Source organism: Pedobacter frigiditerrae, assembly GCF_004331645.1.
Classification (GTDB): Bacteria; Bacteroidota; Bacteroidia; order Sphingobacteriales; family Sphingobacteriaceae; genus Pedobacter; species Pedobacter frigiditerrae.
Genome location: NZ_SJSK01000004.1, coordinates 344,216 through 358,103, shown reverse-complemented (window position 1 = coordinate 358,103; position 13,888 = coordinate 344,216). Strand labels below are relative to the sequence as shown.

The 13,888-nt window shown below is 34.3% G+C and carries 10 protein-coding genes; 4 read left to right on the top strand and 6 right to left on the bottom strand.

Translation table 11 applies throughout. From position 1 onward, the window contains the following. The first annotated feature begins 10 nt into the window (after positions 1 to 10). Entirely contained in the window at positions 11 to 1,132 is a 1,122-nt protein-coding gene (locus tag EZ428_RS16700) for a glycosyltransferase (RefSeq protein WP_131554327.1), read from the top strand. A gap of 35 nt (positions 1,133 to 1,167) precedes the next feature. After that, positions 1,168 to 1,803, top strand: coding sequence for a 16S rRNA (guanine(527)-N(7))-methyltransferase RsmG (gene rsmG, locus EZ428_RS16695; RefSeq protein ID WP_131554326.1), 636 nt, complete (start codon positions 1,168 to 1,170; stop codon positions 1,801 to 1,803). Positions 1,804 to 1,822: 19 nt separating this feature from the next. Here rsmG and EZ428_RS16690 read toward each other — a convergent pair whose 3' ends face one another. The 3 genes from EZ428_RS16690 to EZ428_RS16680 are packed head-to-tail and all read right to left on the bottom strand — an operon-like array spanning position 1,823 to position 5,701. Then, positions 1,823 to 3,829, bottom strand: coding sequence for a M56 family metallopeptidase (locus EZ428_RS16690; RefSeq protein WP_131554325.1), 2,007 nt, complete (start codon positions 3,827 to 3,829; stop codon positions 1,823 to 1,825). A gap of 4 nt (positions 3,830 to 3,833) precedes the next feature. Then, positions 3,834 to 5,333: a TlpA disulfide reductase family protein gene (locus tag EZ428_RS16685; protein ID WP_131554324.1), complete on the bottom strand. Its 1,500-nt coding sequence runs from the start codon at positions 5,331 to 5,333 to the stop codon at positions 3,834 to 3,836. After that, positions 5,333 to 5,701 (bottom strand): BlaI/MecI/CopY family transcriptional regulator, encoded by a 369-nt coding sequence (locus EZ428_RS16680; protein ID WP_131554323.1) that lies wholly within the window; start codon positions 5,699 to 5,701, stop codon positions 5,333 to 5,335. The genes EZ428_RS16685 and EZ428_RS16680 overlap by 1 nt, the downstream gene beginning before the upstream one ends. 158 nt (positions 5,702 to 5,859) lie before the next feature. Between EZ428_RS16680 and dprA the strand changes: the two genes are divergently transcribed. Together dprA and EZ428_RS16670 are read left to right on the top strand one after the other, a co-directional pair. Beyond that, a complete protein-coding gene (dprA, locus tag EZ428_RS16675) occupies positions 5,860 to 6,951 on the top strand; it encodes a DNA-processing protein DprA (RefSeq protein WP_131554322.1) in 1,092 nt (363 codons plus the stop codon). A gap of 132 nt (positions 6,952 to 7,083) precedes the next feature. Then, a complete protein-coding gene (locus tag EZ428_RS16670) occupies positions 7,084 to 8,445 on the top strand; it encodes a pyridoxal-phosphate dependent enzyme (protein ID WP_131554321.1) in 1,362 nt (453 codons plus the stop codon). Positions 8,446 to 8,720: 275 nt separating this feature from the next. Here EZ428_RS16670 and murA read toward each other — a convergent pair whose 3' ends face one another. The 3 genes from murA to EZ428_RS16655 form a co-directional block, all read right to left on the bottom strand. After that, positions 8,721 to 10,046, bottom strand: coding sequence for a UDP-N-acetylglucosamine 1-carboxyvinyltransferase (gene murA / locus EZ428_RS16665; protein WP_131554320.1), 1,326 nt, complete (start codon positions 10,044 to 10,046; stop codon positions 8,721 to 8,723). A gap of 61 nt (positions 10,047 to 10,107) precedes the next feature. Then, a complete protein-coding gene (locus tag EZ428_RS16660; RefSeq protein ID WP_131554319.1) occupies positions 10,108 to 10,782 on the bottom strand; it encodes a DUF4290 domain-containing protein in 675 nt (224 codons plus the stop codon). A 403-nt stretch (positions 10,783 to 11,185) separates the two neighbouring features. Next, positions 11,186 to 13,471, bottom strand: coding sequence for an ATP-dependent helicase (locus EZ428_RS16655; RefSeq protein ID WP_131554318.1), 2,286 nt, complete (start codon positions 13,469 to 13,471; stop codon positions 11,186 to 11,188). Positions 13,472 to 13,888 lie beyond the last annotated feature (417 nt).

Sequence of the window (13,888 nt, the reverse complement as noted above, 5' to 3'; positions counted from 1 at the left end):
AATTTAAATAGTGGAATTAAATATAATAGAGATTTGCCTATTGGGCGCCCTTACTTTTTGTTTTTTAGTACAGCTTTATTTTAGTTTGTTTGTGCACTTAAAACTGGCTTTAGTGAAGATAGACCAAGTTTCTGAACGAGCTAGAAATCCTTTAAGTGTAATTATTTGTGCTCGTAATGAAGCAGAGAATTTAAAAAAATACCTGCCGAGTATCCTTCATCAAGATTATTCAGATTTTGAAGTTATTGTAGTGAACGATCGTTCATGGGATGGAACAGCTGATATTTTGGAAGATTTTGAAAAGAAATACGAAAACTTAAAAGTGGTTACGGTTGCTGATGGCGATAAGTTTATTGCAGGAAAGAAATTTGCAGTTACCATGGGTATAAAGGCTGCGCAATATGATTGGTTGGTATTTACAGATGCCGATTGTGAGCCAGCTTCTTCTAATTGGCTAATGGGAATGCAACAACCAGAGAATGAAAATACTGAGATAGTATTAGGTTATTCGCCATATTTTAAAAAGTTTGGACTACTGAATAGCTTAATCAGGTTCGAAACATTTTTTACTGCTGTAAATTACCTTTCTTATGCGCTAAAGCAAATGCCTTATATGGGAGTAGGGAGGAATATGGCTTATAAAAAAGCCTTGTTTTTTAAAAATAAAGGCTTTGCGGCACATATGCACATCCCGTCTGGCGATGACGATTTGTTTGTAAATGCTAATGCAAATCGTAATAACACTGAAATAAGGATTAATAGAGAAACTCACGTTTGGAGTGAGCCTAAGGCTTCATTCATTACTTATTTAAGGCAAAAGAAAAGACATTATGGTGCCGGAAAAATGTACAAACCAAAACATAGGTTTATACTTTCGGTACAAGTTATATTTCAATTTCTGTTTTATGGTTTATTAATTGCTGCGAGTTGCATCCCAACTACAAGATATATTGCTTTAGGAGTTTTGGCTTTAAGTATATTAATTCGGAGTTTTGTTTATCCTAGGTTGTTGAAACGATTAAATTATGGCGAATTGAGTTGGTGGTTCCCTATATTAGATATACTGTTATTTGTTTTTTTAGTGTTTAACGCTATTCTATCTATATTTGTTAAAAAAGTACAGTGGAAATAACCCAATACCCCTAAAGGGGCTTTAATTTTAATACAATGTCTGAAGTAAAACCTGATATCATTTTAAAATACTTTAAAAACCTTACTGAAGAGCAAATTGCGCAGTTTACACAATTGTATGATTTGTATAGTTTTTGGAATGCTCAAATCAATGTGATTTCTAGAAAAGACATTGATGAGTTGTATGAGCGCCACATTCTGCATTCTTTGGCTATTGCGAAATTCTGCAGCTTTAAAGCAGGAGAGAAGATACTGGATGTAGGTACTGGAGGAGGTTTCCCAGGTATTCCATTGGCAATTTTGTTCCCAGAAACACAATTCCATTTGGTAGATTCTATAGGGAAAAAGATAAAAGTGGTTACAGAAGTTGCGGCAGCCTTGGGTTTAAAGAACGTAAAAGCAAGTCATTTAAGGGCCGAGCAAGTAACTGATAAATATAATTTTGTTGTTTCTAGAGCAGTTACACGATTAATAGATTTTTACCCTTGGATTAAAGGTAAATTTGCTAGGGAGAATAAAAATGCCATTCAAAATGGGATCTTATACTTAAAGGGAGGCGATTTAACGGAGGAAATTAAAGAATCAAAACTGAAAGCAGAATTATATCCGCTTTCAGCTTATTTTGATGAAGAATTTTTTGAAACTAAATATGTGGTTTATATACCGCAGTAATTAGCTTTTCTCTTAGTTCCTAATTTACTTTAGAGTGCCTTCCTGTTACCTTAACTTCCTTTATCTTTTCTCCATTAGTGTTAATTGGATATCCTTCTGTTAAAATTGGTGACTTTTTAGATTGGTTTCCTTTCTTTTTCAATTCAACCTCATTTATTTTAGTTCCATCATCATTAATAGGATAACCTTCAATTGCAATTACCTCATCCTTACCATCTAGAGATTTAACTCTATTTATATTATTTTTTCTATCAACTTGGTATCCTCTAACAGTACCTGTTAATCTATTTGCAGCACTATCTATTTCCCTTTTTATTGTGCCTGTAATATTGCGGTTTTCAGTTACCCTTGGTGCTTTTTCTCTCACTTTATAAGCAGGTGGTGGAGCGGGTGCACTTTTTAGACTTTTCTTATCAGGCTTTACAATTGGAGGAGGAAACTTCACTTGGTCTTCAACTGGTGGTGGAGGTGGGACTTCCCCTAGCTTAAGGTACTTTACTTCACCTCCAGTAATTTCCACAGCTCCATTTTTGGCTTTATCGCCATATTTTGAAACCGCTGCTGAAGGTTTAAGGTATATAATTTGACTAGCATTTCTTACACCATAAAATTCATCCAAATTTGAAACAGGTTGACCATTCATAACAACATACCTTTTTTCAATATATGGAGGATTAGTTGAAGAAGAATTATAATCCCTTTTAGGAATAAAATAGGCTCTATCTGGTCTTACAATGGGTGGCGGGAATTTAATTTTGTCAGTTGGGGTATTTATAATCTTCAAGCTTTTTCCTGAAACTTCTACTACTCCGTATTTGGCTTTATCGCCATATTTTTTAATGGCTTCTGCACTTTTCAAAGTGATGATTTTATCAGCACCACTTACACCATAAAAGTCGTTTTTGTAGGTTAATTCCTTGCCATTAACTATAATTAATTTATTTTCTAAAGAAGTCTGTTTTTTAGTTGATTTGTCATATTTACTTGGTGAATAATAGGCTTGACTAACAATTGGTGGCGGGAATTTAACCTGGTCCCTTTTTACAGTTTTTACTTTGGGTGCAGTCTGTTTAACTTCTTTTACTTGTGGCACTTCTTGTGGTATAGTTTCTGCAGTTTTGCTTTTCTCCGGAAGCAAGTCTACATAACCATAATCTTTAGTAAATGCCATTGTTGATGTACAGAGCATAGCCCCGACTAGTGGTAATGTTAACAGAAGCCTGAGCCTTGCCCAATCAGCTGTTCTTTTTTTGTTTAACATGTTAATTCTCCTTTTTAATATTGATTGATTGAATATTTGATTTGTAAGCGGTATTGGTACTACACCAAAAGAATTTTCGATGAGAAACATGGCGTATTCGTGTTTTTGAATTCCTGAATTGGTGCTCAATTCATCGGCAATGTATTCATGTAATAGTTTAATGTCTTTTTTAATAAAGTGGATGATAGGGTTAAACCAGCAAATAATTTGTAATAGTTCAAAAAACAAGATATCCACACTGTGCTTTTGTTTAATATGCACCATTTCATGGTTTAAAACAGTTTGTTTTTCCGCCAGATGCGGATGAATAAATAAGAGATTGAAAAACGAAAAAGCTGTTGTTTGTTCTTTGAGTTCAATTAATGTGATTTTGCCTGTTTTTGCCTTTTTAGCCTTTAAGCAAAGGTGAATGATTTTGAAAAGGCTAATACTTAGTTTGATGGCAAAACCTAATGCAATTATCAAATAAACGGGATAAAACCACTCTATAAGGTTAAATGTTTCCTGAACGGGTGCAAAGGTCATTTTAGCTAATTGCTCTTCTGTGTATAAGATAGGCGGCGGAAAAAGGTTATTGTCTATAATTGGTGTTGGTTTTAAAAACCCCAATTGCATGATGGGCAATACAAACGCCGTAACACTGCTCAATAATAAAAAATAGCGGTTACTATTATAAAAGGTTTCGTTCTGTAAAAACAAACGATAAAAGCCATAAAATAGGAGCAAATACAGGTTTGCTTCTAGTAAATAATATAACCAATTCATAATGTTATTTCGTTAAAGTTTCATTGATTAGAAGACTTATTTTTTTGATATCACTTGGTCTAGGTGCGTTTAAATCAACAATCAAACCCTGCCCATCTATCAGCATAAATTGCGGTATAGTTGTAATTTTATAATCTTTAGCAAAGCTGCTGTCAAACCCATTTTTAGCCCAAAGTTGTAGTCCTTCTGGCTTGTGTACAGTCAGACCCTTTTCCACCCATTTCTTATAATTATCATCAATAGATACAGAAATAAAGATCACGTTATCATTTTTTTGATATTGTGCTCTTAAAGCTTTAAGACTTGGCATTTCAGCAATACATGGCCCACACCAACTAGCCCATACATCGATATAAACCAGTTTGCCTTTAAAATCGGTAAGTGTATATTGTTTCCCCGCTGTATCAACAAGTGTAAAATCAAAGGATGGTTCGCCTGGAAGAGATTGTAAACGATAATTTTTGGCTTCATTTACTCTTTTTAAATAAGGAGAACTTACCACTTGATCGTCTATTTTAGCATAGATAAACGAAGAAAATTGATCTAAAATTAGCAACTGTTCGGCTGTTGCTTTTTTGTATTCGTCGGCTAGATGTTGCAAATAATAGAAACTGATAATTTTTGTTAAGCTACTGTTCAGCTGTGACGCAGTTATTTTAGGAATCTCAGCAAAATACTTGTAGCGCTCATGTGTAAAAGTTTTGCTTGTATCTGCTTTGAATGCTGTAACATCATATTTAAATGGTAGGTAAGAAATCCAGAAATTGCGGTAAGCGGGAGCCGTGATGTAATTTGCATCTTCCGTGATGGTTAAGTTTGGTTCGATATATTGTTGTGCAAAAGCAGATTTAGCACCATAACCCTTTATAACAGCATCAGCATAAGATCTAAAAAAGGATAATCTGGTATAGGCATTTTCAATACTGTCGATCACCAGATAATTTTTCCATAAAGCGCTATTTCTTTCTGATAAAGTAAGCTTTTGTTGATAGATTTTAGTTAAACTATCTGTCACTTTATAATAATGATCGACCGATTTTACGAAATCATCCTTTTTTAAATGATAAGTTTTCATGTCAATCTGTTGCTTTTTTGCAGCCATTGTTTTTTGTAGCCAAGCGCTGTGGTTATTGTAAGCTGCAGCTGTTCCTTTATATTTTTGGGTGTTTGTAAATGCTTCCCAGTTACTACAATCCGCATTAATTTCAAGGATTTGTTTGGGTGATATAAAAATATTGCTCCAAGAAAAATCATCAAAATCAAGGGTAATATATTGAGTTTTTTTGATCTTTAAATTGAGGGTAAACTTCCCATTAATTGTGGTAATGGTATCTTTCACAAAAGACACACCATCATCAGAAGAAATAACGGTAAACTTATTGCCATTCAAATTGACCAGCTTTCCAGTTAATTGCTGCGCATAACAGGTCATACTACAAAATGCAGCAAGCGCAACCAATGTAGTTTTGATGGTTTTCGCGATACAGCCGACTAAAGTAGCCATCAATTTTTATTTTTAAGTTGTTCTGCCAAAGCGATTAATTCATCAAGCTCGTTCATATCCATATTTTTTTCTTTCACTAAAAAGGATACCAGGCTTTGATAGTTATTTTCAAAATAATTGTTCATCACCTTGTCAAAGGCAAAATGCTTGTATTGCTCTTCAGATATTAAAGGGAAATAAATATGAGTATTGCCAATTGCCTTGTGGTCTAAAAATCCTTTTCCCTCTAAAACCCTAACTACAGTAGACACCGTATTATAAGCAGGCTTTGGTGGTTCCATTTTATCAATCACATCTTTTACCAAGCCTTCCTTCATTTCCCAAAGGATTAGCATGACTTGTTCTTCTGCTTTTGTTAACTCTCTCATTATATAATTTTCTTGATTGTTAAATTAAATTTACTACTATTTTTATAGTTAACAAACTATTTTTATAGTTTGCTTGTGTTTTTTATTTTAATAATTTGATTTACAGCGTATTAAAATTATTTATTTTACTACTCATTTATTTGTTTACTTTAGATTTGATGAGTTTAGTACACAAAATAGCCCTAAGTTTGATAAAAAATGTTGGTCCAATGGTGGCCAAAAACCTGTTAATTCACTTTGGTAGTGCCGAAGCAGTTTTTACCGCGACTAAAGAACAAATACTAAAATTAGATGGGATAGGAGAGTTCAGAGTAAATGCTATTTTGCATAATGATGCGATTGAAAAAGCTGAAAAACATATCGAGTTTATTGAAAAGCACGACATTCAAGTTTTGTTTTATGCTGATGATAACTATCCAAAAAGGCTAAGGAATTGTTATGATGCTCCATTATTGCTTTATTATAAAGGAACAGCCGATTTAAATCATAAAAGGATAGTAAGTGTAGTGGGTACTAGAAATGCTACTACCTATGGTAAACTGCTTTGTAAACAACTGGCTGAAGTGTTAAAGGCTTATGATGTAATTATCATGAGTGGCTTGGCGCATGGCATTGATTCGGCAGCACATAAAGAAAGTTTAGCTTTTGAAATTCCTACCGTGGGAGTTTTGGGGCATGGTTTGGATCGAATTTATCCGGCAGTACATAAAGAGTTAACACAAAAAATGGTTCACAACGGTGGATTATTGACTGAATTTTTGCCAGGTACGAACCCAGATAGAGAGAATTTTCCTAAGCGAAATAGAATTATTGCAGGCATAGCCGATGTTACTGTGGTAGTCGAGGCCTCATTAAAAGGTGGTGCTTTGATAACTGCTGAATTGGCTAATTCATATAATAGAGATGTTTATGCTTTTCCTGGTCGCGTAAATGATGAGTTTTCTGAAGGTTGTAATTTCTTGATCAAGACCAATAGGGCAGCTTTAATTAATAACCCAATGGATTTAATTTATTATTTGGGCTGGGATGACGAAGTGCCTAAAAAAACTGAAATTCAAGTACAACTGCCTTTAGACTTAACTAAGGATGAGGAAAGAATATATCTGATATTAAAAGAGAATGCTTTAAGTATAGATGAGTTGAGTTTAGCTGTTAATATGGCTCAAAGTAAACTTGCTATTATATTATTAACACTAGAAATGCAGGGGGCAATCATTTCTCTTCCTGGTAAGATGTATAAAATTGCCTAATTTTATAGTATATAATGAATATAGAATTGATAGATTAAAGAACATTATTTTTATAAATTATAATATTCGAAATATTCTATCGAATAATTATTAGTTGATAAAATACTAAATGCCATTGCTTACTTTTGCAATATGTGGTATAACAATATTTTAGAAACCATTGGCAACACGCCTTTGGTGAAATTAAACAACATTACTAAAGAGATTCCAGCTACGGTTTTAGCTAAAATTGAGACTACTAATCCAGGTAATTCAATTAAAGACCGCATGGCGGTTAAAATGATTGAAGATGCTGAGAAAAGAGGTGTTTTAAAGCCGGGAGGAACTATCATTGAAGGTACATCTGGTAATACTGGAATGGGATTGGCCATGGCTGCCATTATTAAGGGTTACAAATGTATTTTTACCACAACAGATAAACAATCTAAAGAGAAAGTAGATGCTTTACGTGCTTTTGGTGCTGAAGTTATAGTTTGTCCAACAAATGTAGACCCAGAAGATCCACGTTCTTATTACTCTGTTTCATCTCGTTTAGAGAGAGAAGTGCCTAATTCATGGAAACCGAATCAGTACGATAATTTGGCTAATACTCAAGCCCATTATGAACAAACGGGGCCAGAAATCTGGAAACAAACTGAGGGTAAAATAACGCATTTAGTAGTAGGTGTAGGCACTGGAGGTACAATTTCTGGTACAGGCAAATATTTAAAAGAGCAAAACCCTAACATTAAAGTTTGGGGAATTGATACCTACGGTTCCGTTTTTAAAAAGTATAAGGAAACGGGAATTTTAGATAAAGATGAAATTTACCCTTATATAACCGAAGGTATTGGTGAAGATTTTTTACCTCAAAACGTAAATTTTGACATCATCGATTTGTTTGAAAAAGTAACCGATAAAGATGCTGCGTTAATGACTCGTGAAATTGCTCGTAAAGAAGGAATTTTTGCAGGTAACTCTGCTGGTTCTGCCATTGCAGGTTTACTACAGTTAAAAGATAAATTAAAGCCAGAAGATGTAGTTGTGGTTATTTTCCATGATCATGGTAGCAGATACATGGGTAAAATGTATAACGAAGATTGGTTACGTGAGCGTGGTTTCTTAAAAGATGAAAAGTTAACAGCTCGTTCTATTTTAGCTAAACGTTCTAATCAAGAGGTAGTTACCTTAGATTGCGAAAAGACAATTGTTGAAGCTATTAATATCATGAAAACATTAAGTATTTCTCAATTGCCAGTTACGCAACAAGGAATGGTTATTGGAAAAGTTACTGAAAGTAATGTATTAGATTCGTTGTTAGAAAATCCTTCTTTAAAATCGAGTCCAGTTAAAGATATCATGACGGCTTCTTTACCATTTGTTGATTTGAATACTTCAATCGACAAAATTTCGTCGATGATTAATAAAGACAACAGTGCTGTCTTGGTAGAAGACGAACAAGGAAAAATAGAGATTATAACGCAGTACGATATTATTGAAGCTATTTCTGGTTAATTTAACCACAGAGAACGCAAAGAAATCACAGAGAACAACGAGTTTTAGATAGTTTGTTATTTTGTTTGGAAACAGAACTGTTGTATCTAAACCTGAATAGCGAAAATACTTTTTTGTCATCCTGAGCGTAGTCGAAGGACAAAAAAAATTGTAGCGAGGGCAGTACCGAACTAAAATAAGAACCACTGCAATTGCCTTTCAAATAAAAAATCCAGCTCTGAAATAATCAAAGCTGGATTTTTGGCTTTAGTCTTTAGGCTTTCACCTTTTAGCTTTTAATGGCTTGGTCCACTACCTTCTACACGTTTAATTTGTGCACCTAAAGCACGTAAACGGATATCTATATCTTGGTAACCACGCTCAATTTGTTCAATGTTATAAATTGTTGAGGTTCCTTCTGCAGATAAAGCTGCGATTAATAAAGAAACCCCTGCACGAATATCAGGAGAAGTCATGCTGATACCACGAAGCTGATATTTCTTGTCGATACCATTAACAGTTGCACGGTGCGGATCGCATAAAATGATTTGTGCCCCCATGTCAATCAGTTTATCTACAAAGAATAAACGACTTTCGAACATTTTTTGATGGATAAGTACATTTCCTTTAGCTTGAGTTGCCACAACCAAAACAATGCTCAATAAATCTGGCGTAAAACCTGGCCATGGAGAATCTGCAATGGTTAAGATAGAGCCATCGATGAAAGTATCAATTTCATAATGTTTTTGAGAAGGGACAAAGATGTCATCGCCTCTGCGCTCTAATTTTATACCTAATTTCCTGAAAACTTCTGGTATTACGCCTAACTCATCGTAACAAACATTTTTGATAGTAATTTCAGATTCAGTCATTGCAGCAAGGCCGATGAATGAACCTATTTCAATCATATCAGGTAGCATTCTATGTTCAGTGCCACCTAGTTTTTTAACACCCTCAATTGTTAACAAATTAGAGCCAATACCTTTAATATCAGCACCCATTCTATTTAACATTTTACATAATTGTTGTAAATAAGGTTCACAAGCGGCATTGTAAATTGTGGTTGTACCTTTTGCCAAGACAGCAGCCATTACAATGTTTGCTGTTCCAGTTACCGATGCTTCATCTAATAAAATGTAAGCTCCTCTTAAATTGGTAGCATCTACATTAAAAAAGGCTTTTTTAGAATCGTAAACAAATTTTGCACCTAGTTTTTCGAAACCAATAAAGTGAGTATCTAAACGACGACGACCAATTTTATCGCCACCTGGTTTAGGAATTGCTGCCTTACCAAAACGAGCCAATAAAGGGCCAACAATCATAATTGAGCCACGTAAACCACCACCTTTTGCTTTAAAAACATCAGATTCGAAAAAATCAAGATTGATGTCTTTGGCCTCAAAAGTATAAGTGTCTTTATTGATGCGTTCAACAATTACACCTAAATCTCCCAATAGTTCAATCAGTTTGTTTACATCTTTAATATCCGGTATGTTACTGATGGTAATTTTTTGATCGGTTAATAAAACAGCCGATAAAATCTGTAAGGCTTCATTTTTTGCACCTTGAGGAGTAATTTCTCCCTTTAGTTTTTTACCACCTATAATTTCGAATGCATTCATATTTTATAAATATTTCGTTATTGAAGGACTATTCATCCTTAGCAATAACGGTTTAATTTGATTAATATCTTTGTTTTGGATTATTGTTTTTTTGTTGCGGTCTACCACCGTTATTATTTTGGCGACCTTTGTTGTTGTTATTCTGGCGACCACGATTGTTATTGCTTGGTCTATTTACTTGGGGTCTAAATTCTACTTTTTGCAAGTTTACATTTTCGTCAAGTTCTAATAAACCCCCAGAAAGTTCACGTAAATTCTTAAAAATTACTTCGTCAGAAACGTTGTCTTTATTCCATTGTACGTAAGCCATTTTCATGAAGTTAGCAACTCCTTGTACCATAGCTGCTTTACGCTCTGGATTTTCTTCCTCAATTGTTTTTTCAATCAGTTTTTCTACAGTTTTACCATAGTGTTTATACCTGATTTTCTGTTGAGGATAACCAATATGTGCAGGTTTAAACCTAGCTTCTTCTGGTGTTGGCTTTGGATAAGGGCTATCTACATCAATTTTATAATCTGAAATGATGTGTAAATGGTCCCAAAGTTTATGTTTAAAATCGGCAACGTCACGCAAATGTGGATTTAAAAAACCCATCAAATCTATAACTGCCTGTGCATATTTATTGCGCTCTTCTTTAGTTGGCAAATCGATAATGTACTTTACCATGTTTTGTACATTACGACCATATTCGGCCAAAATCAAATCGCTACGAGTTGTGTTATAATCGAAATTCATTGAATAAATTAATTATTGAAAATTAGTTATTGTTGGGCACATTATGAAATAACCAAAACAAAAAGTAAATGTTTGAGAAACAAGCCATTACTTAAAATGAGAAATTTTGGTTAAGAATTCATCGAAATGCTGAAGCCCTTAATAACTCAAAGATATATAAATTATTTAGAAAGTTCGTCATTCCCGTGAAAACGGGAATCTTAATGCGATTAAAAGGTTTTGTTTTGACTTTCCTGCATTAGCATTAAGATGCCCAGTCAGGCTGAGCATGACGACAACTATCTTTGCGTTATTCGTTTCTTTGCGGTCGATTTTGCCTGCATTAGCATTAAGATGCCCAGTCCAGCTGAGCATGACGATGACTAAAAAATCTTTGCGCTCTTTGCTTCTTTGCGGTTAAAAACTATTTAACAATCCTCAACTTAGCAAACTTCAATAATAACTGTTTATTCCCCAAACCTTGAAAAAACACTGTTGCCTTTACATCTGGCAAAATTCCTTCTAGGTTTACAATCTTACCAAAACCAAATTTCTCGTGTTCTACATCCATTCCATTTTGAAACTCATTTGCAGCGTTTGGCGCAAAGCCAGCAGTTGGTATGTGAGCTTTTGGTAAAATAGAAGTGGTTTTTGGCCTAATAACCGTAGTGCTAGTTGAAGGTTTAGGCGTAAATTCACGTTGTTGACTCCAAGTTTTACGCTCACTGTCAAAACTGTTCTCACCAAAACTGCTTTTTGCAGGTTTAACAACTTCTAATTCTAAATATGATGGATTAATCTCGTTGATAAAACGACTTGGTTCGCAAGAGGTTAAAGTTCCCCAACGGTAACGAGAAGTAGCGTAAGTAATAGTTAACTTCTTTTCTGCTCGAGTTATGGCCACATAAAACAATCGGCGCTCTTCTTCTAAATCTACCCTAGATGTTAAAGACATTTGAGAAGGGAAGAGGTTTTCTTCTAATCCAACTATAAATACATTCTTAAACTCTAAACCCTTGGCAGAGTGAATGGTCATCAAAGAAACCGTATCAGCGTCTTTGTTTTTATCATTATCATCGTTAGTTAGCAAAGCAATGTCTTGCATAAAAATCGCTAAGCTTCGATCTTCAATATCTTCGCGGTCTGAAAATTCCTTAATACCGTTTAATAGTTCCTGTATGTTTTCATAACGTGAACGTCCTTCAACACTATCATCAGTATGCAGTTCCTTTAAAATACCAGAATGTTGTGCAATATATAAAGCGGTATCGTAGGCATTTAACTTTTTAGATTCAGCTGCAAAACTTTGAATCATTACTGCAAAATCATTCAGTTGATTCGCAATTCTACCTTGTATATATTGCTGCGGATTACAGATGACCTGCCACATTGTAATATCATGTTGGTCGGCAGCAGCTGATATTTTCTCTACTGTTGTATCTCCTAAACCACGACGAGGGTAGTTTATTACACGTTTTATCGCTTCCTCATCTGCCGGATTAAAAGTTAATCGGAAATAAGCAATTAGATCTTTAATCTCTTTACGTTGATAGAAAGATAAACCTCCATAAATCTTATAAGGCACATTTAATTTACGCAAAGCTTCCTCCATTGATCTACTTTGAGCATTGGTACGGTATAAAATCGCGAAATCCTTATAGCTTATGCCCGCATTTAACCTGTCTTGTACTATCGCTTCTGCAACTAATTTTCCTTCTTCATTATCAGAAAAAGCTCTCGAAACCTTAATTCTATCACCTTTTTCGTTGTCTGAAAATACGTTTTTCTCTAACTGATTTTTGTTGTTAGCAATAATGCTATTGGCAACTTCAACTATGTTTTGTGTAGAACGATAATTCTGTTCTAACTTATAAACCTTTAAATCAGGGTAATCGCGTTCGAAGTTTAAAATGTTTTGAATGTTTGCACCACGGAAAGCATAAATACTTTGTGCATCATCACCAACCACACAAATATTTTGGTTAGCAGCGGCTAGTTTTTTAACAATGGTATATTGAGAAAAGTTAGTATCCTGGTACTCATCAACCATTAAATACTTAAACTTATGTTGGTATTTATTTAAAACGTCTGGATGATTTTTTAATAAAACATTGGTCTTAAACAACAAATCGTCAAAATCCATTGCGCCAGCTTTGTAGCAACGTTTAGCATAAGTGTCGTAAATCAATCCTAAAAGCGGACGTTTATTGCCAGCATCCTCGGCCTGAAGTTGGTCGTTTTCTAAATATTCAGTTGCAGAAATTAAATTATTCTTAGCAGATGAGATGCGGTTGTAAACTACGTTTGCAGCATATAATTTATCGTCTAGCTGCATTTCCCTTAAAATAGTGCGAATTAAACTTTTGCTATCATCCGTATCGTAAATAGTAAAGTTAGATGGATAACCAATTTTTTCAGCTTCAACACGTAGAATTTTAGCGAAAACAGAGTGAAAGGTTCCCATCCAAATGTTTTTAGCCTCATTACCAATCACTTTTGCAATACGCTCACGCATATCTTTACTGGCTTTATTGGTAAAGGTTAATACCAAAATATTAAAGGCATCAACACCTTTTTCTATTAAATGTGCAACTCTGTAAGTGATAACCCTCGTTTTGCCCGAACCCGCACCTGCAACAATCATTACTGGTCCTTGGGTATTTTCTACTGCTGCTCTCTGTTGTGGGTTTAATCCTGCTAAATAATCCAAATCCGTTCCTTCTTTTTGAACTTCAAAAATAAGAAATTATGCGCTGTTATGAAAAGGTGTTGGTAATTTAAAAGGAAGAATTTTATACAAGACACCAAACTTCTCTTTTATACATAGCGGTATTTAATAATTAATCAACAACTCTGCAATTCACACCATATCCATTATGTTTTGACTTTTCATGGAAGTGTATTCTTAATAAAATCATAACTGTATCGTAAAGCCTTTATAGTTTAGTCGTATTTTAGACGTAGTTTGGTCGAAGTTAAGACGTAGTTATGACAAATGTATTCGACTGAACTACGTCTAATATTCAAATTAAATAAAACTAAGTGTAGGAACTGAATATATCTTGTTACTATCCAGGTAATAACCCTTCCTTAAGCTATGTAGTTTTAATAGCGCAGGAGCTACAGT